The organism is Devosia sp. (genome assembly GCF_048261455.1).
Lineage (GTDB): Bacteria > Pseudomonadota > Alphaproteobacteria > Rhizobiales > Devosiaceae > Devosia_A.
Genome location: NZ_JBLXGA010000001.1, coordinates 228,239 through 246,561, shown reverse-complemented (window position 1 = coordinate 246,561; position 18,323 = coordinate 228,239). Strand labels below are relative to the sequence as shown.

Here is an 18,323-nt window from a genome sequence, read left to right as displayed (position 1 = left end):
GGATCAGGCGCGACGGCGGGCGATGAAACCCCACACGGCGAGCACGATGATCGCACCGACCACGGCGCCGATCAGACCCGCGCCTTCACCCGGTGCGTACCAGCCGAGAGCCTGCCCGAGGAACGAGGCGACGAAGGCGCCGACGATGCCGAGAATGGTGGTGAGAATGAAGCCGGAGGGCTCGTTGCTGCCCGGCATGATGAACTTGGCGATAACACCGGCGATGAAGCCGATGATGATGGTCCAAAGAATACCCATGGTGACGCTGTTTCCTTGTTGCGATGGATCACAACGAGGTGAGCAGGCTTTAGTTGCGCGGAGCTTGAGCCGGCCTCAGGCGTCTTCGCCGCCGCCGTGCTCGCGGTAATAGATCTCCGGCGTGTCGATCGGCGGCGGCACCGGCGCGGCCCCGGACGTCCCCGTAGCAGTCGCACCGCCCCCTGGCAGAGCCCCGTCGCCATGCGGCCGCCCGAAGTCGGCGGCCGCCGTTTCCTGTCCCGCGGTGATGATCGAGCGGCGGATTTCGCGCGTGCGAGTGAACAGCGCTTCCATCGCCGGCCCATCGCCGACACGGACGGCGCGCTGCAGCTGACTGAGGTCTTCGAGGAAACGCCCCAACATCTCCAGCACCGCATCGCGATTGGTCAGGAACACGTCGCGCCACATCACCGGATCGCTCGCCGCGATACGGGTAAAATCACGGAAACCCGAGGCCGAGAACTTGATCACCTCGGACTGTGTTGCCGTTTCGAGATCAGCCACCGTGCCCACGATATTGTAGGCGATCAGATGCGGCACATGGCTGGTGATCGCCAGCACCAGATCATGATGCGCGGCATCCATGACCTCGACATCGGACCCAAGCGCACCCCAAAAGGCGGTCAGCCGCGCCACGGCGACGGAATCGACATCGTCGGTTGGTGTCAGGACGCACCAGCGTCCCGTGAACAGCGCCGGAAAACCCGATGCAGGGCCGGAATGCTCGGTGCCGGCCAGCGGATGGCCCGGGATGAAATGCACACCAGCAGGCACATGCGGCCCCACCACGTCGATTACATGCTGCTTGACCGAGCCAACATCGGTGAGGATCGCGCCGGGCGCCAGAGCGCCGGCAATCTGCGTCATCACCGCCTCATAGGCACCAACCGGGGTGCACAGGATCACGAGATCCGCGTCGCGCACCGCCTCGGCCGGGTCGAGCGAATAGCTGTTCCCCAACCCCAGTTGCCGCGCCTCATCCAGCGTTTCCGGCTTGCGGGTGGAAATCGCGATGGTTTTCGCAAGGCCCTTGAGCTGCGTCGCGCGGGCGATGGACGAGCCGATCAGCCCGATGCCGATGAGTGCGAGTTTTTCAAACATCAGTCCGCCGCTCCCCTGGCGCCAAAATCGGTGAGAATATCCGCCACGGCCCGCATCGGCGCCTCGAGCCCGATGCTGATCCGCAGCGCCTGCGGCAACCCGTAAGAGTGCATTTCGCGCACCAGCAGGCCCTTGTCGCGCAGGGCAACGAAGGCTGCCTTGGCGGTGTCGTCGTCCGGGAAAACCGCCAGCACGAAATTGCCCTGGCTTGGCGGCACGAAGACGCTGTTCGAACTGAGCGCCTGGCTGAGCCACGCGCGCCAGCGCGCATTGTGGTCGCGCAGCTTTGCGGTGAACTCGGTGTCACGCACCGCAGCCTCGGCTGCGGCCTGCCCCGCGAGCGTGACATTGAACGGCCCGCGGATGCGATTGACCGCATCGATCACATGCGGCGGACCATACATCCAGCCAACACGTTCGGCGGCGATGCCCATCTTCGAGAAGGTGCGCACCATGACGACATTCTCGGCGTCATCGACGAGGCTCATCCCCGGCACATAATCATCCGCCGTCACATATTCGGCATAGGCGCTGTCGATCACCAGCAGGATGTCCCCGCGCAACCCCGCATGCAGACGCCGCAGTTCCGCCTCCGGCAGATAGGTGCCGGTCGGATTGTTCGGATTGGCCAGAAAGACGATCCGCGTCCGGTCCGTCACCGCGCCGAGCAGCGCATCGACATCGGCGCAGAAATCCGTTTCGGGCGCCATGATGATTTCCGCCGACGCGGCCCGGGTGATGATCGGATAGACGTTGAAGCCATATTGGCTCATCACCGCCGCGTCGCCCTCGCCCAGGTAGATCTGGGCCAACAGGTGCAGCAGGTCGTCCGAACCGAACCCGCAGACGATCCGCGCCGGATCAAGTCCATGCACTTCGCCCAGCGCCGTGCGCAGCCGCCGCGCCGACCCATCGGGATAGACATGCAGCTGCTCGGCCGCCTCGCGATGAGCCTTGATCGCTTCGGGGCTGGCGCCCAACGGGCTTTCATTGGCGCTGAGCTTGGTCAGCAGCACGCCATCCGGCACGTCGGAGCGCCCCGGAACATAGGCGGCAATCTGCGCAATGCCAGGCTGTGGCTGCGGGCGGGAAGAAGCTGTGGTCATGATCTGGGCCAGGCCGGAAAAATCGGCCGGACCATAGGGGATGCCCCCCTGATTGGCAAAAGATTCCGGGCCTCAGCGATCCGCGATCTCCATCGCCGCCTGTGGCGCCAGGGCGGGAACCCGCACCAGCCGGCCGGCCCGCTTGCGGCGCGGCACGGCAGGGAACAATTCCTTGCGGGCCCTGACGATATGCACGCCTGCCAGCGTCGACCCGAACAGCCGGCCGGCGCGCTCGAAAAACCGGGTCGACTTGAGCACCAGCCGGCTCTGCGACGGCGGCAGGTAGAGCGCATCGCGCCACACCTCCGGCACGAAGCTGTGGGCGCGCAGCAAGCGCTCGAGCTGACCGCGGGAAAACGGATGCCCGTCGCCGAACGGCGTGTTGTCGGCCGCCGACCACATGCCACGGCGCTTGGGCACGACGACGATCAGCCGCGCATTGGGGGCCGTGACCCGCCAGATTTCGCGCATCAGCTCCTCGGCGTCCGCCACATGCTCGAAAGCATGCACCGCCACCACCAGATCGACCGCCGAATCGGTGAGCGGCATGTCGAGCAGATCGCACAGCACCGTGTGCGAGGGGCCCTCGCGCGGCCAGGCTGACGCCCCCTGCCGCGCCGGCATGAAGGCCAGCACCCGCTCGGCCTTTTCCAGCGTGAAGCGCAGATAGGGTGTCGCGAACCCCAGCCCCACAATGCGCTGCTTGTCGATGGCGCCCGCCACGCGCATGATGTCTTCACGCACCAGCGCGCGTGCGATTTTGCCCAGCGGCGACTTGTAGAACTGGATCAGGCGTTGCACGTCTGGTGTCATGGCCATGTCCCGAAAGCTTGGCTAGAGTCTGCCCTCTTCGCCGCCGCTTGTCACCCGGCCGGCACATCTGATTTCCGGAGTTTTGCCTTGCCGCTTCTCATTGATGTCTTCGCCTGCCGCACCGACAATTTCGGCTATCTCGTGCACGACGTCGCGACCGGGCGGACCGCCGCCATCGACGCTCCCGAGTTCAAGCCGATCAAGGCGGCGCTGGAGCGGCGCGACTGGAAGCTGACCGATCTGTTCATCACCCATCACCATACCGATCATGTCGAAGCCATCCCGGCGCTGAAGCGCGAGTATGACATCACCGTCACCGGACCGCGCGAGGAGGCCAGCAAGATTCTGGGCCTCGACGAACTGGTCGGGCACGGGGACACCGTGCAGCTGGGCGAGACCGTGTTCGAGATCTTCGCCACCCCCGGGCATACCCTGGGCCACATCGTTTATTACGATGGCGCCGGTCGGCACCTGTTCGCCGCCGATGCGCTGTTCTCGATGGGGGTCGGGCGCATGTTCGAGGGCAAGCCCGCACCGATGTGGGAGGCTCTGGCGGAGCTGCGCGAATTGCCCGACGACACGCTGCTCTATTGCGGGCACGAATATACGCTCGACAACGCCAATTTCGCCCTGAGCGTCGACCCCAGGAACGCCGCGCTCACCGTCCGCGCAGCCGAAGTCAAACGCATGCGGGCCAGCGATCAGTTCACCATTCCGGTCACGCTCGGCATGGAAAAGGCCACCAACCCCTTCCTGCGTGTCGACAAGCCGGCGATCGTCCGCGCCATGGGCATGCAACCCGATGCCGATCCGGCGGCGGTTTTCGGCGCCCTGCGCAAGGCCAAGGACGACTTCAAGGGCTGAGCCACCACGTACGGACGACGTCCCGAAGCGGGACCGCCATTAACCCTGAATTCATCACAAAGGCGAAATCCCTAACAAAATATTGCAACCTGTTTACGTGGTTCGAACGTTCGGACCCACATGAGCGCGCTTTCGTCCCATTTTGGCACGAAACGGTCTCAGCGAGGCTGACGACGGTGGTTGCAAAGTTTCAGGTGCAGCAAAACGCATTGGTGCCGGTGAGCGCACCGCTCCGCGTGCCATTGCGAGGCGCCACCGCTTCCGACTTCGTCAGCCATCTCATCGCTGCACGTGACCATCTCGAGACCCAGCGCCACAGCTTTCGCGCGCAACCTGACCGGGCGATCGCCGCCTATGCAGACGGCGCCAGCAAGGCGGTGCGCCGCATGCCCATGGGCTATCGCACGACCCGCACGGTCTGAACTGAAGAGGCGAGCGGGCGCCTAGCCCATCGTCACGTCGCGTCCGGCACTCGTGATCGACACGGTAAAACCTGCAACGACGTCGAAGATCGCCATCATCATCAAGATGAAAAAGACCGAGCTGGCGGCGGCGCCGACCAGCAGGAACTCGACCAGAAACACTACGAAAACCAGCGTCGACAGCATGTGCTCGACGACGGACGAGCGGCCCGTCTGGGTGGATTTCACCACCTCGAAGAACAGGCACACCAGCCCCACCACCAACAGCAGATCGCCCGCGGTCAGCGACCAGGCAAAGCCCGAAACCATGGGGATGGTCAGCAGTTCGTTGGCCCAACCCGCAGGGTTGCCGCCCATGAACAGGAACGCAAAGAAGTTGTAGACCAGCAGCGGGACGAGCAGCAGCGGCGGAATGAAGACGCCCCGCCCACTGCGGCGCTCGGGCGGAATGAATACGGCGCTGTCACTCATCGGGACACTCCCAGTCGCTGAACTGCCAGACCATGCCAAAGCAGAGTCGCGACCGCCAGCGAAACCGGCCCTCCATCAACGGGAAACGACATCCACGACGTCAGGCCTGGCGCCCCGTAACCCACCACAGGCACAAACAAGCCACCACAACCCAGATGCCTATAACAACCGCGCCGGCCCACGTGCTGCGCGGCCGGTCGGCACTTTCTGCATCGGCCCTGCACCGGGTCAGAACGCTAGCCGGTATAAGCCGGATCACCAGCCACAGCCCCAGGGGCACCAGCAGCAGATCATCCAGCAGCCCGAGCACCGGGATGAAGTCTGGGATCAGATCGATTGGCGAGACCGCATAGGCGACAACGACCAGTGCCATCCAGCGGGCGAGCCATGGCGTTTGAGGGTCGCGGGCGGCCAGCCACACCGCAACAATGTCGCGCTTCAGCCGACCGGCCCAGGCCCGCAACCGGGCCAGCATCAGACGTTGAGCGGGCCGACCATGTTTTCGGGCTTCACTTCGGCGTCGAACTCTTCGCCGGTCAACAGGCCGAGCTCAATGGCGCTTTCGCGCAGGGTCGTGCCCTTCTTGTGGGCGTTCTTGGCGATCTTGGCCGCGTTGTCATAGCCGATCTTGCGGTTCAGCGCCGTCACCAGCATCAGCGACTGGTCGACCAGCTGCTTGATCCGCGCCTCGTTGGGTTCGATGCCGACGGCGCAGTGATCGTTAAAACTCTTCGCCGCATCGGCCAGCAGCCGCACCGACTGCAGGAAGTTGTAGGCGATGACCGGCTTATAGACATTGAGCTCGAAATTGCCCTGGCTCGCGGCGATGCCGATCGCGGCGTCATTGCCCATCACCTGCACCGCCACCATGGTGGTGGCTTCGGCCTGGGTCGGATTGACCTTGCCCGGCATGATCGACGAGCCCGGCTCGTTCTCGGGAATGGTGAGTTCACCGAGCCCCGAACGCGGACCGGAGGCCAGCCAGCGCACGTCGTTGGCGATCTTCATCAGCGCCACGGCCAACTGCTTCAGCGCCCCAGAGCTGCCGACGAATGCGTCGTGCCCCGCCATGACGGCGAACTTGTTCGGCGCCGTGATGAAGGGCTGTCCGGTCAGCGTCGCGATCTCGGCGGCGACGGTCTCACCATACTTGGGGTGCGCGTTCAGCCCGGTGCCGACGGCAGTGCCACCCAGCGCCAGCTCATACAGTTGCGGCAGCGTGGCGCGGATCGCCTTCAGCGCCAGATCGAGCTGCGCCACCCAGCCGGAAATCTCCTGGCCGAGCGTCAGCGGCGTCGCATCCTGCAGATGCGTGCGGCCGATCTTGACCACCTGCATGAACTGTTTCGACTTCTCGTCCAGCGTGTTGCGCAGCAGCATGACGCGGTCGATGAGATAATTCTCGATCGCCTCCACCGCCGCGATGTGCATCGCGGTCGGGTAGGTGTCGTTGGACGACTGGCTCATGTTGACGTGATCGTTGGGGTGCACCGGCTTTTTCGAGCCCATCGTGCCGCCGGCCATCTCGATGGCACGGTTCGAGATCACTTCATTGACGTTCATGTTCGACTGGGTGCCCGACCCGGTCTGCCACACGACCAGCGGGAAATGCGCCTTCAGCTTGCCGGCGATCACCTCGTCGGCTGCCGCGACGATCAGGTCGCGCGTCGCATCATCCATCAGCCCGAGCTTGTTGTTGGCCAAAGCGGCCGACTTTTTCAAAATGCCGAAAGCCCGGATGATCTCGGCGGGCATCTTTTCGCCGCCGATATCGAAATTTGCCAGCGAGCGGGCGGTCTGCGCCCCGTAATAGCTTTCGGACGGCACATTGATTGTGCCCATTGAGTCCGATTCGACGCGGGTGCCCATGAGGTTCTCCTCGCTGCAAATGGAAACAGCCGGCCCGTTGCCGGACCGGCTGTCAGAACTATTTTGAAAAATCGATCATCGAGTGCCCGAAGGCTTACGACTTCTTGGGCTCGAGGATCTGCCGGCCACGATACATGCCGGTCTTGAGGTCGACGTGGTGCGGACGACGCAGCTCGCCCGAATCCTTGTCTTCGACATAGGCCGGGACGCCGAGGCCATCGGCGGAGCGGCGGAAACCGCGCTTCATCGGCGAGGTCTTGCGCTTTGGCACAGCCATGGTGGTACTCCTGGTTCAAAAACGGGTCGCCAACCGCGTGTCGGCGTGTAACAGACTTGGTCTGTCGGGAATTGCGCGCGTCTATAGAATAGAAAAGCGCCTATGGGAAGGGGAGAAATGCCATGATCGGCCCGTATCCCGACCATTTCGGCCGCCACACGAAGCTGCCGATCGACAATTGCGCCCTGGTTCTTTCCCACAAACAGCGAAATCCGCTAAAAGCACACGCCGGCTTCTAGGGATACTCGATGTCATACGCCTTTAAAGACGAACTCACCAGCACTGCCGCATCTGTCGAGACCGCCCTCGCCGAACGCCTGACTGTCGCACTGGCTGGCCCCGGTGTAGCGCCGGACCGCCTGATCGAGGCCATGCGTCATGGCAGTCTCGATGGCGGCAAGCGCCTGCGCCCCCTGCTGGTCGTGCAGGCCGCCGGAGCCTTCGGGCTGTCGGCCGCCGCTGCCCTGCCTGCCGGCATCGCGCTTGAACTTGTCCATTGCTATTCGCTGATCCACGACGATCTGCCGGCGATGGACGACGATGACCTGCGTCGTGGCCGGCCCACCGTGCACCGCGCCTATGACGACGCGACCGCCATTCTCGCCGGCGACGCGCTGCTGACCGAAGCCTTTGCCCTGCTTGCCGAACCCGTGACCCATCCGGATCCGGCGACCCGCTTGCGGCTTGTCAGCGAACTCGCCACCGCCTCTGGCCCCGCCGGCATGGTCGGCGGGCAGATGCGCGACATCGAGGGCGAGACCAGCCCGCTCGACGAAGCGGGCATCGCCGCCATGCACGCCATGAAGACCGGCGCCCTGATCCGTGCTGCAGTGCGCATGGGCGCCATTGCCGGCGGCGCCGACGCTGCGGCCCTCGACCGGCTCACCGCCTATGCGGAAGCGGCAGGGCGCGCCTTTCAGCTGGCTGACGATATTCTCGACGTCACCGCCTCGGCCGAGGAAATGGGCAAAAAGACCGGCAAGGACGCCGCTATGGGCAAGCAGACCCTCGTCGGACGCCTTGGCGTTGACGGTGCCCGCGACGTCCTCAACGCAATCATCGATGAAGCCCTTTCCGCGCTCGCGGAATTCGGCCCGGAGGCCGACGGGCTGCGCGCCACTGTTCGCTATTTCGGCGCGCGCCAGAGCTGATACGAAAAAGGGCGCGACCCCGATGGATCGCGCCCTGATCTGTCTGGTCTATCGTCTGGACGCTATCAGCGCACGCGATAGGACGAGATGATGTCGTTGTTCCGGCCGCGCAGCGCCGGACGGCTGCGATCGAGCACAGCACAACGGCCACCGTAGTTGAAGTCCTCACAGACCTGCACCTGCGCATCGCCGCGAATGCGGATCGACGAGATGCTGTCGTTCCAGTAGCGGCTCAGCGAACGGTCACGCTGTCCCGGGCGGACGCAGAAGCTGTCGCCACGGTAATTGTAGTCCTTGTAGAAGCAGACCCGACCGCCATAGCGGCCCGGACGCTGACGGAACTCGCCGCCATTGCCGATCGAGAACGAGAAGCCCGGCACGCCGAAGCTGATGCTCACGTCGGGCTCGTTGTTGTTATTGCGGTCGCGGCGTCGGTTGCGATCGCGATTGCGGCCCTCGTTGACATTGGTCAGATAGCGCGAAGACACCCAGCCATCAGGACCAGGGTGCGTGATCTGGCACCAGCCGTTGCTGCGGCACTGTTCGACGTTGACCTGCTCGCCGGCATAGAGCGTATCGACAACGCTGTAGCCCGTGCTGGGGCCGGACCGGACATTGAGCGTGGTGGTGGATTGGGCAGCGAGCGCACCGGTTGCGCCGAACGCCGTGATAGCCATTGCGGCCGCGATTGTTTTGGTCGACGACATGACATCGTCCTCCTTTTCTGTTCTTCTTTGTCAGGCACCCCGCTGGCGAGTCTAAGTCCCCACTACCGCATGGGTTCCGAACTTTATCGGTCGCGGTGGCACATTGTGAGCACGGGAAAACCTAAATGCGGCTGATCGGAGTGAACATCGGGCAGGCCCGGCCAATTGCGAACTGGAACGGCACGACCGGGATCGACAAGCATCCGCAACCGGGTCCGGTGCGCATCGAAACCGACGGTGTGGTCGGCGACGCGATCTGCGACCGCAAGCACCACGGCGGCCCGGACCAGGCGGTCTATTGCTACCTGCAGTCCGACTATGACTGGTGGCGCCTCGAACTGGGCCGCGACCTGCCGCCCGGCAGCTTCGGCGAGAACCTCACCATTGACGGAATTGACGGTACCACGCTGGCCGTCGGCGACCGTATCGGCATCGGCAACGTGCTGCTGGAGGTCACTTCGCACCGCACGCCCTGCAACACCTTCGCCCGTCACATGGGCGACAAGACCTTCGCCAAGCGCTTTCACCAGGCTGGTCGGCCCGGCGCCTATCTGCGCGTGCTCGCTGAAGGTGAGGTCGCGGCTGGCATGGAGGTGACTTACACCCCGTTCGGCGGCGAACGCTTCACCGTTGCCGAATACATGAGCCTTGATGGCCAGCGCGACGTCCCCGAAGACACCATGCGGCGCCTGCTCGCGACACCGGTCCATTACAAGACCCGTGCTGAATATGAACGCAGGCTGGCCAGTTAGCCTGCGCCCCGTCCAACTGCTGCTGATCCTGCCGGAGCCACCATGAGCCTTGAATCCGTCCAGTCCGACCTTGCCGAGCGCGCGCCCGACCTCTCCGTCATCGTTACCGAAGCCAGCACCGCGACCGTGCAGCTGGCCGCCGAAGTACATGGCGTAGCGCCCGGACAGATCGCCAAGACCCTGGCGATCCGCGTCGGCGGCGAGGAATTTCTGCTGGTGACCCGCGGTGATGCGCGCCTGTCGAACGCCAAGGCGAAGGCGGCCTTCGGCGGCCGCCCGCGCATGCTGGGCGCCGAGGACGTGCTGCGCCTGACCAGCCATCAGGTCGGCGGCGTCTGCCCCTTCGGGCTGCCCGCACCGCTGACCATCTATTGCGACGAGTCGCTGAAAATCTACGACGAGCTCATCCCCGCCGGCGGCTCCACTCACGCCTCGGTGCGGCTGCCGCTGGCCCGTCTCGCCGAACTGTGCGGCGATCGCTGGGTCGATGCCTGCGACATTCCGGAATGACGCTGACGAAAGCGGACATCCCATCCCGGTTCTGGACCGTGCGATACGTCGCTGCATCCATCCCGGAGCGAGAACCCTACGATCTGTCCAATGGCGCCAATTGCCAGCTATTCGCCTATGCGCTGCTCGCGCATTTCGGACACGCGGTGCCGCCTTTTCGGTCGAGCAACCTGTGGGACGACAAAGTGCACACCGAGCATGTGGAGCAACCTTACACCGCGCTCGATCTGCTGCTCTTCGCACCGCAGAAGAACGCATGGGGCGCGCATCTCGCGGTTGCAATGGGACCCCACAGCGCCATCCACCTCAGTCATCGGATCGGCCAGCCCGTGATCTGGCCACTCGACCGTTTCCAGCAGGAAGCCGATTATCGGATCCTGCTTGGTGCCAAGCGCTTACGGCAGGCGAAATAGGGTATCGATTGTTCCGACACTGTCGGCGCTTTCCATAAGCGATAGCGCGTCAATGCCACCAGCGAGCGCGTCGCGGGGCCATTTGTCGGCTGAGGCCCGCCACCATGTCCCGCCTTGACATTGCTGTTGCGTACGCCATGTTTGTCGCGCGGTGCCGGGCCCCTCTGGCGCAGACTGTTGTGTCTGCGTGATGTCGGAACTGCTCCAAACTTCATGGAGAAGGTCCGGCGATGGATACGCTGCTATTAGCCCTCACAGGCGATTTCCTCGGAACACCCGTCTATTTCTGGGTCGCGTTCATCGCGATCGTGCTCGGGCTGCTTGTCTTCGACCTCGGCATCCTGCACCGCGACGAACACGAGATCGGCGCCAAGGAAAGCCTGGGCCTCTACGCCTTCTATGTCGTCATCGCCATCGCCTTCGGCGGCTGGGTCTGGTGGCAGCGCGGCCCCACCGCCGGGCTGGAGTTCTACACCGGCTACCTGATCGAACAGTCGCTGGCGATGGACAACATGTTCGTCATCGCCACCATCTTCGGCTTCCTCGGCATCCCCCGGCTCTATCAGCACCGCGTGCTGTTCTGGGGCATTCTCGGCGTCATCGCCTTCCGCGCCATCCTCATCGGTGTCGGCGCAGCCCTCGTCTACCAGTTCAGCTGGATCCTGTTCGGCTTCGGCGCCTTCCTGATCTTCACCGGTATCAGGATGTTCTCGCACAAGGACGAGGAACCGGACATCGAGAACAATCCGGTGTTCCGTTTCCTGCGAAAACACTTCCGCATCACGCCGGAGCTGCAGGGCCGCGCCTTCACGGTGAAACAGCCTGACCCAAAGTCAGGCAAGCTCGTCACCTGGCTGACGCCGCTGGCCGTGGCGCTTATCATGGTCGAAGTGGTGGATCTGATCTTTGCGGTCGACTCGGTCCCTGCCGTCTTCGCGGTGACCCAGGACACCTTCATCGTCTACACCTCGAACATCTTCGCCATTCTCGGCCTGCGCGCGCTGTACTTCGCGCTGGCAGCAGCCATGAACCGCTTTCGCTACCTGCAGGTCTCGCTGGCGATCATCCTCGTTCTGGTGGGCATCAAGATTTTCCTCGTGCCGCTGGGTATCAAGATCGACACGCTGCTCTCGCTGATCGTCACCCTCGGCATTCTCGTCGGCGGCGTGCTCTTTTCGCTGTGGAAGACCCGCAACGAGCCCGACGAGAGCGCTGTTGAGAAGCCGGAGACCGGACAGCTGGAGCCCTGACCGGACTCCTGCACCGCGGTGCACAGCAAATGAGAAAGGGCGCCTGTCGGGCGCCCTTTTGTTGTCGGTCGGCGATGTGAGCGGCGGCGGCGCTATTCCGCAGCGGCGCTGTTCTGCTCCGAGCCGTATTTCTTTTCGATATAGTCGGCGACCATCACCTTGAACTGGTCCGCCACGTCGGCGCCGCGCAGCGTCGCGACCTTTTCGCCGTCGACGAAGACCGGGGCGGCCGGGGTTTCGCCCGTGCCGGGCAGGGAAATGCCGATATTGGCGTGCTTGCTCTCGCCCGGACCATTGACGATGCAGCCCATCACCGCGACGGACAGGTTTTCGACGCCGGGATAGCGCTCCTTCCACGTCGGCATGGACGAAGAGAGGTGATCCTGGATTTCCTTTGCCAGCACCTGGAAGGTCTGCGACGTGGTGCGCCCGCAACCCGGGCAGGCCGCCACCACCGGCAGGAACTGGCGGAAGCCCATGGTCTGCAGCAATTCCTGCGCGACCCGTACTTCCTGCGTGCGGTCGCCACCCGGCTCGGGCGTCAGCGACACGCGGATTGTATCGCCAATCCCCTGCTGCAGCAGAATGCCCATGGCGGCCGAGGAGGCGACAATGCCCTTCGAACCCATGCCGGCCTCGGTCAGCCCCAGATGCAGCGCATAGTCACACCGCCCCGCGAGGTCCTGATAGACCGCGATCAGATTCTGGACGTCGGACACTTTGGTGGAGAGCAGAATGTGGTCGCGCCCCAGGCCGATTTCCTCGGCCCGCGCGGCTGAGCCGAGCGCCGACTGGATGATCGCCTCGCGCTGCACTGCGGCCGCCGATTTGGGCGTCGCAGAGGCCGAATTCTCGTCCATCAGCCGGGTCAGCAGCTCTTCGTCGAGCGAGCCCCAGTTGACCCCGATCCGCACCGGCTTGTCATATTTCAGCGCCAGCTCGATCAGCGTCGCGAACTGCGTGTCACGCTTGGCCTTGAACCCGACATTGCCCGGATTGATGCGGTATTTGGCCAGCGCCTCGGCGCAGGCCGGATGATCGGTCAGCAGTTTGTGCCCGATATAATGAAAGTCGCCGACCAGCGGCACATTGATGCCCATCATGGCCAGCCGGTCGCGGATATGCGGCACCGCGGCCGCCGCCTCGTCACGATCGACCGTGATGCGCACCAGTTCGGAACCGGCGCGCCACAGCTGCGCCACCTGGCGGACCGTCGACTCGATGTCGGCCGTGTCGGTGTTGGTCATCGACTGCACGACGACCGGCGCGCCGCCGCCGACCATAACGCCACCGACCTTCACGCCTACGGAATTTCGTCTCTCGAGCAAACTCATGCCATCACCTCGTGACCAGCAAATAAGCCTTCAAAGATGTCATGGCAATGATACGCTGGTGTGACCGTGGAGGGCGCCATGTCGTTTCAGGCCTATCTGGACAATATCGAAAAGCAGACCGGGGTCAGCCCCGATGAATTTGTTCGGCTCGCAACCGAGAAGGGCTTCACCCAGCCCGGCACCAAGGCGACGCAGATCACCGACTGGCTGAAAGCCGATTATGCCCTGGGGCACGGCCACGCCATGGCCATCGTCAAACTGCTCAAGGAGCGGGGCGGATTGCGCTGAAGCGCGGCCGATATCGGCAACCGACAAAGTGCCGAAGCAAGATTTGTGGCGAAGACTTGAACCTTTCGGCATCATCACCATTTCTATTGCATGAAAAGCTTTTGGCTCATTACCCGATTCATGACCTTCCGGCGCGAACTCGTTGCGCTGTGGAAAGCGTTCATGGCCCCCGATACGCCGCTGCATCTCAAGGCGCTGATGCTGCTCGTCCCCGGCTATCTGCTTTTCCCGATCGACATTATCCCCGATTTCATCCCCTTCGCGGGCTGGATCGATGATCTCGTGATTGTCCCCATGCTGGTCAACTGGATCTTCGGCATGCTGCCGCAGCGCGCCAAGGCGACCGCCGACACGGAGCGCGATACCGAGACCCGAGACCGGCCTCACGGCGATAGCCGCACCATCGACGGCAGCTACCGCCGCCGCCGATCGCCCCTGGCGGCGCGCGCCGCCGACCCGACTCCTTCAGATTTCCGCGTCCGCCGCCCTCACAGGCGGCGCGTCTGCTTGAGGCCTTGAGAACAGGATTTCCGCCCCGGCGGCCGGCAGGAAATCACCATGCGCGATGGCGCGGGCAACGCCTATCCCATGCAGATGCAGATCCTCGAAATCGTCGAGGGCGAAAAGCTCGTCGGCCGGATCGGTGGCGAGGGCCACGCCAATGGGGCGGTCATCACCGGCATCCTGATGACGGTGACCGTCGAGGCGCTGAGCGAGACCCGCAGCCGCCTCGCATAGGCAGCCTGCTGCCGGAAACTGACAGCCGTTCATGCGACCTGTCTTGCCAGCAAGGAGACAGGCCATGACGAAGTACTGGATTGCGGTCGCTTCCGCGGAGCACGCGCGGGGCGGCGGCGCGGGCGGCTTCATGCAGGTGAACCACGGCAAGAAGGCGCCGCTGCAGCGCATCGGGGCGGGAGACGGCGTCGTCTATTATTCCCCGGCCGAAACCATTCGCGGCAAGGACCGGCTGCAAAGCTTCACCGTGATCGGCCGGGTCCGCGACGACGACCTCTACCAGGGCGTGATGGGCGGCGATTTCACGCCCTGGCGCCGAAACGTCGATTTTGCGAAGGCGCGCGAAACGCCCATCGCGCCACTGCTCGACACGCTGGAGTTCACCCGCGGCAAGACCAACTGGGGTTATCAGATGCGCTTCGGCCTGTTCGAAATCAGCGAAACCGACTTCCGCACCATCGCCGAAGCCATGGGCGCGGAAGTCTGACACCGGTTCACTCGAAGCGGACCAGCAGGTCCTTGGCGTCGATCTGGTCGCCCGGCTTCACCGTCACTTCCGCCACGACGCCGTCGGTCTCCGCGTGGATGGCGGTTTCCATCTTCATCGCCTCGATCGAACACAGCACGTCACCGGCCGAAACCTTCTGCCCCTGCTTGATTGCGAGGGAGGAAATGACCCCCGGCATCGGCGCCCCGACCTGTTTGGCATCGCCCGGCGCCGCCTTGGCGCGCGCCACGACGTCGCCGGCTTTCAACCGGTCCGGCACCACCACGGTACGCGGCTGACCGTTGAGATCGAAGAACACGCGCACTTCGCCCTTCTCATTGGTCGGCGCGCGGCCCTGATAGGTGATAACGAGCGTCTTGCCCTTTTCGATATCGACCAGCAGCTCGTCGCCTTCGTTCAGCCCGTAGAAATAGACCGGTGTCGGCAGCACTTCTGACGGCCCGTAGAGATCCTGAGTCTTTTCGAAGTCGGTATAGACCTTGGGGTACATCAGATAGGAGGCGAGCCGGAAGTCATCGACCTCATGGCCAACCTCTTCCGCGATCTTCTTGCGCTCGGCCTCGAGATCGACATCCTTCAGATAGGACCCCGGACGCTCGGTCAGCGGCTCACGGCCCTTCAGTACCTTTTTCTGCAGCGCCTCGGGGAAGCCGCCCGGCGGCTGGCCCAGATCGCCCGCAAAGAAGCCGATCACCGAATCCGGGAAGGCGATGTCGCGGTTCGGATCCTCGACATCGGCGCGGGTGATCCCGGCCGAGACCATGGCCAGCGCCATGTCACCCACCACCTTCGAGCTCGGCGTCACCTTCACGATGTCACCGAACATCTGGTTCACGTCGGCATAGGTCTGCGCCACCTCGTGCCAGCGGGTTTCGAGCCCCAGCGAGCGCGCCTGCTCCTTGAGATTGGTGAACTGGCCGCCCGGCATTTCGTGCAGATAGACTTCCGAGGCGCCGCCCTTCAGATCGCTCTCGAAGGCGCGATACTGCGTGCGCACGGCCTCCCAGTAGAACGAGATCTGGCGGATCGCCTTGGCGTCGAGCCCCGGATCACGATCGCCGTCTTCCATTGCCGCCACCAGCGAGCCCAGCGTCGGCTGACTGGTCGTGCCGCTGAGCGCATCCATCGCCGCATCTACAGCATCGACGCCCGCCGCCACTGCCGCCAGCACCGTCGCCGCAGCCGCGCCGGAGGTGTCATGGGTATGGAGGTGTATCGGCAGGCCAATCTCTTCCTTCAGCGTTGCGATCAGCTTGGTGGCAGCTGCCGGCTTCAGCAGACCGGCCATATCCTTGAGGCCGAGCACATGCGCGCCGGCCGCCTCGAGTTCCTTGGCGACGGCCACATAGTACTTGAGGTCATATTTCGACCGGTCGGGGTCGAGCATGTCGCCGGTGTAGCAGACGACGCCCTCGCAGACCTTGTCGGCCTCGATCACCGCGTCCATCGAGACCCGCATGTTCTCGACCCAGTTGAGGCAATCGAACACGCGGAAGATATCGACGCCGCCCTTGGCCGCCTGCGCGACGAAGAACTTCACCACATTGTCGGGGTAATTGGTGTAGCCGACGCCGTTCGAGCCACGCAGCAGCATCTGGGTCAGAATGTTGGGCGCCCCCTCGCGCACCTGCGCCAGCCGCTCCCACGGATCCTCGTTCAGAAAGCGCATCGACACATCGAAGGTCGCGCCGCCCCAGCATTCGAGGCTGAACAGCTCGGGCAGGCCCCGGCTATAGGCCTGGGCGATGCGGGTGATATCGAACGAGCGCATGCGCGTCGCCAGCAGCGACTGATGCGCATCGCGCATCGTCGTGTCGGTGAACAGCACCCGGTTCTGGTCCTTCATCCACTGCGCCAGTCCGCCCGGACCTTCGCGTTCCAGCACCTGCCGACTGCCATCGATCTGTTTCAATGGCGGGAACACCGGCACCACCGGCGCTGCCGCATCGGCCGGCGGCCGCGGCCGGTCGCGTGCCTCGGGGTGCCCGTTCACTGTCACATCGGCGACATAGCTCAAAAGTTTGGTCGCACGGTCGCGGCGCGGCCGGAAATTGAACAGCTCCGGCGTCGTGTCGATGAAGCGCGTCGTATAGCGGTTCTCGACGAAATCGGGATGGGTGATGATGTTCTCGAGGAACGCCAGATTGGTCGCGACGCCGCGAATGCGGAACTCGCGTAGCGCCCGGTGCATCCGCGCGATGGCCTCGTCGGCGCCCGGCGCCCAGCAGGTCACCTTTTCCAGCAGCGGATCGTAATAGCGGGTGATCACCGCGCCCGAATAGGCCGTGCCGCCATCGAGCCGCACGCCGAAACCGGTCGCGCCGCGATAGGCGGTGATGCGGCCGTAGTCGGGAATGAAATTCTGTTCCGGATCCTCGGTCGTCACCCGGCACTGAATGGCATTGCCGTTGAGCCGGATGTCCTCCTGCTTCGGCACACCCGATTCCGGCGTCCCGATCACCGCACCGTCCAGCACGTGGATCTGCGCTTTGACGATGTCGATGCCGGTCACTTCCTCGGTGACGGTATGCTCCACCTGGATGCGCGGATTGACCTCGATGAAATAGAATTTGTCGGTATCGGCATCCATCAGGAATTCGACCGTACCGGCGCCACGATAATTCGCCGCCTTGCCCAGCCGCACCGCGGCTTCGGTCAGGTCCTTGCGCACTTCGGCGCTGAGATAGGGTGCGGGCGCCCGCTCCACCACCTTCTGGTTACGCCGCTGCACCGAGCAGTCGCGCTCGAACAGATGCACAAGATTGCCGTGATCGTCGCCGATCAGCTGCACCTCGACATGCCGCGCCCGCTCGACCAGCTTTTCGAGATACATCTCGTCCTTGCCGAACGCCGCCTTGGCCTCGCGCTTGCCTTCGGAAACCTCAGCCAGCAGCGTCGACTCATCCATGATGCGGCGCATGCCGCGTCCGCCACCGCCCCAGCTCGCCTTGAGCATGAGCGGATAGCCGATCTCCTCCGCCATTTTCCTGATCGCGTCGGTATCGTCGGGCAGCGGCTCGGTTGCCGGCACCACCGGCACATCGGACGCGATCGCCATGTTGCGCGCCGCGACCTTGTTGCCCAGATCGCGCATCGTCTGCGCCTTCGGCCCGATGAAAATCAGCCCGGCCGCCTCGCAGGCATCGACGAATTCAGGGCTCTCCGACAGCAGCCCGTAGCCGGGGTGGATGGCATCTGCGCCCGACAGCTTGGCGATCCGCAGATATTCGTCGATCTGCAGATAGGCTTCCACGGGCCCCTTGCCCTTGCCGATCAGATAGGCCTCGTCGGCCTTGAACCGGTGCAGTGCCAGCTTGTCCTCTTCGGCATAGCAGGCGACCGTCTTGATATTCAGCTCATTGGCCGCCCGGAACACCCGTATGGCGATTTCGCTGCGATTGGCGACGAGAATTTTCTTGATTGGCATCTTGTTGGGACCCGGCATTGAGGGGCGCGCGCACGCGGCGCGGGCACGAGATCAAGAGTGATGC

At 64.0% G+C, this 18,323-nt stretch carries 21 protein-coding genes and 1 pseudogene; 11 read left to right on the top strand and 11 right to left on the bottom strand.

All coding sequences use genetic code 11. The annotated features are described in order from the left end of the window. Positions 1–3: 3 nt before the first annotated feature. From ACN0TK_RS01215 to ACN0TK_RS01200, 4 genes are all read right to left on the bottom strand, one after another. Positions 4–258 (bottom strand): GlsB/YeaQ/YmgE family stress response membrane protein, encoded by a 255-nt coding sequence (locus ACN0TK_RS01215; RefSeq protein ID WP_417307606.1) that lies wholly within the window; start codon positions 256–258, stop codon positions 4–6. A gap of 75 nt (positions 259–333) precedes the next feature. Next, on the bottom strand, positions 334–1,359 hold the full coding sequence (locus ACN0TK_RS01210) for a prephenate/arogenate dehydrogenase family protein (protein WP_417307605.1): 1,026 nt from the start codon (positions 1,357–1,359) through the stop codon (positions 334–336). Beyond that, positions 1,359–2,465, bottom strand: a complete 1,107-nt coding sequence (locus ACN0TK_RS01205) for a pyridoxal phosphate-dependent aminotransferase (protein ID WP_417307604.1) — start codon at positions 2,463–2,465, stop codon at positions 1,359–1,361. Before ACN0TK_RS01205 ends, ACN0TK_RS01210 begins: the two co-directional genes overlap by 1 nt. A gap of 72 nt (positions 2,466–2,537) precedes the next feature. Further along, positions 2,538–3,278, bottom strand: a complete 741-nt coding sequence (locus ACN0TK_RS01200; RefSeq protein ID WP_417307603.1) for a class I SAM-dependent methyltransferase — start codon at positions 3,276–3,278, stop codon at positions 2,538–2,540. 87 nt (positions 3,279–3,365) lie between these two features. Here ACN0TK_RS01200 and gloB point away from each other — a divergent pair, with 87 nt between their 5' ends. Both gloB and ACN0TK_RS01190 read left to right on the top strand, forming a co-directional pair. Next, complete coding sequence (gene gloB, locus ACN0TK_RS01195; RefSeq protein WP_417307602.1) at positions 3,366–4,142, top strand: hydroxyacylglutathione hydrolase; 777 nt, start codon at positions 3,366–3,368, stop codon at positions 4,140–4,142. 218 nt (positions 4,143–4,360) lie between these two features. Beyond that, positions 4,361–4,564, top strand: coding sequence for a hypothetical protein (locus ACN0TK_RS01190; RefSeq protein ID WP_417307601.1), 204 nt, complete (start codon positions 4,361–4,363; stop codon positions 4,562–4,564). A gap of 21 nt (positions 4,565–4,585) precedes the next feature. On the opposite strand, the gene ACN0TK_RS01185 is transcribed toward ACN0TK_RS01190, so the two are convergent. From ACN0TK_RS01185 to rpmF, 4 genes are all read right to left on the bottom strand, one after another. Next, positions 4,586–4,921, bottom strand: coding sequence for a hypothetical protein (locus ACN0TK_RS01185; protein WP_417307764.1), 336 nt, complete (start codon positions 4,919–4,921; stop codon positions 4,586–4,588). 214 nt (positions 4,922–5,135) lie between these two features. Further along, positions 5,136–5,510 (bottom strand): YkvA family protein, encoded by a 375-nt coding sequence (locus ACN0TK_RS01180; RefSeq protein ID WP_417307600.1) that lies wholly within the window; start codon positions 5,508–5,510, stop codon positions 5,136–5,138. Then, on the bottom strand, positions 5,510–6,904 hold the full coding sequence (gene fumC, locus ACN0TK_RS01175; protein WP_417307599.1) for a class II fumarate hydratase: 1,395 nt from the start codon (positions 6,902–6,904) through the stop codon (positions 5,510–5,512). Before fumC ends, ACN0TK_RS01180 begins: the two co-directional genes overlap by 1 nt. Before the next feature lie 94 nt (positions 6,905–6,998). Beyond that, positions 6,999–7,181 (bottom strand): 50S ribosomal protein L32, encoded by a 183-nt coding sequence (gene rpmF, locus ACN0TK_RS01170; RefSeq protein WP_417307598.1) that lies wholly within the window; start codon positions 7,179–7,181, stop codon positions 6,999–7,001. A gap of 248 nt (positions 7,182–7,429) precedes the next feature. Between rpmF and ACN0TK_RS01165 the strand changes: the two genes are divergently transcribed. Beyond that, the gene (locus ACN0TK_RS01165; protein WP_417307597.1) at positions 7,430–8,332 is read left to right on the top strand and encodes a polyprenyl synthetase family protein; all 903 of its coding nucleotides are present in this window, start codon (positions 7,430–7,432) and stop codon (positions 8,330–8,332) included. A 65-nt stretch (positions 8,333–8,397) separates the two neighbouring features. Here the strand turns inward: ACN0TK_RS01165 and ACN0TK_RS01160 are convergent, their stop codons facing one another. Further along, positions 8,398–9,039, bottom strand: a complete 642-nt coding sequence (locus tag ACN0TK_RS01160; RefSeq protein WP_417307596.1) for an SH3 domain-containing protein — start codon at positions 9,037–9,039, stop codon at positions 8,398–8,400. Positions 9,040–9,164: 125 nt separating this feature from the next. On the opposite strand from ACN0TK_RS01160, the gene ACN0TK_RS01155 reads away from it, so the two are divergent. The 4 genes from ACN0TK_RS01155 to ACN0TK_RS01140 all read left to right on the top strand — a co-directional run bounded on the left by ACN0TK_RS01155 (position 9,165) and on the right by ACN0TK_RS01140 (position 11,964). Then, entirely contained in the window at positions 9,165–9,791 is a 627-nt protein-coding gene (locus ACN0TK_RS01155) for an MOSC domain-containing protein (RefSeq protein ID WP_417307594.1), read from the top strand. Positions 9,792–9,833: 42 nt separating this feature from the next. Next, a complete protein-coding gene (locus ACN0TK_RS01150) occupies positions 9,834–10,301 on the top strand; it encodes a YbaK/EbsC family protein (protein ID WP_417307593.1) in 468 nt (155 codons plus the stop codon). Further along, on the top strand, positions 10,298–10,714 hold the full coding sequence (locus tag ACN0TK_RS01145) for a hypothetical protein (RefSeq protein WP_417307592.1): 417 nt from the start codon (positions 10,298–10,300) through the stop codon (positions 10,712–10,714). Before ACN0TK_RS01150 ends, ACN0TK_RS01145 begins: the two co-directional genes overlap by 4 nt. A 230-nt stretch (positions 10,715–10,944) precedes the next feature. After that, entirely contained in the window at positions 10,945–11,964 is a 1,020-nt protein-coding gene (locus ACN0TK_RS01140; protein ID WP_417307591.1) for a TerC family protein, read from the top strand. Positions 11,965–12,056: 92 nt separating this feature from the next. On the opposite strand, the gene ispG is transcribed toward ACN0TK_RS01140, so the two are convergent. Continuing rightward, positions 12,057–13,298 carry a flavodoxin-dependent (E)-4-hydroxy-3-methylbut-2-enyl-diphosphate synthase gene (gene ispG / locus ACN0TK_RS01135; RefSeq protein ID WP_417307590.1) on the bottom strand — a complete coding sequence of 414 codons (1,242 nt, stop codon included), beginning with the start codon at positions 13,296–13,298 and terminating at the stop codon, positions 12,057–12,059. A 78-nt stretch (positions 13,299–13,376) separates the two neighbouring features. Here ispG and ACN0TK_RS01130 point away from each other — a divergent pair, with 78 nt between their 5' ends. From ACN0TK_RS01130 to ACN0TK_RS01115, 4 genes and pseudogenes are all read left to right on the top strand, one after another. Next, positions 13,377–13,586 (top strand): DUF4287 domain-containing protein, encoded by a 210-nt coding sequence (locus ACN0TK_RS01130; RefSeq protein WP_417307589.1) that lies wholly within the window; start codon positions 13,377–13,379, stop codon positions 13,584–13,586. A 90-nt stretch (positions 13,587–13,676) separates the two neighbouring features. Further along, positions 13,677–14,105 (top strand): YkvA family protein, encoded by a 429-nt coding sequence (locus ACN0TK_RS01125; RefSeq protein WP_417307588.1) that lies wholly within the window; start codon positions 13,677–13,679, stop codon positions 14,103–14,105. 15 nt (positions 14,106–14,120) lie between these two features. After that, a pseudogene (locus tag ACN0TK_RS01120) lies at positions 14,121–14,324 on the top strand (SRPBCC family protein); the annotation flags it as partial. A 64-nt stretch (positions 14,325–14,388) separates the two neighbouring features. Next, the gene (locus ACN0TK_RS01115) at positions 14,389–14,811 is read left to right on the top strand and encodes an EVE domain-containing protein (protein ID WP_417307587.1); all 423 of its coding nucleotides are present in this window, start codon (positions 14,389–14,391) and stop codon (positions 14,809–14,811) included. 7 nt (positions 14,812–14,818) lie between these two features. Here the strand turns inward: ACN0TK_RS01115 and pyc are convergent, their stop codons facing one another. Next, positions 14,819–18,259 (bottom strand): pyruvate carboxylase, encoded by a 3,441-nt coding sequence (gene pyc, locus ACN0TK_RS01110; protein WP_417307586.1) that lies wholly within the window; start codon positions 18,257–18,259, stop codon positions 14,819–14,821. Between the last annotated feature and the right edge of the window lie 64 nt (positions 18,260–18,323).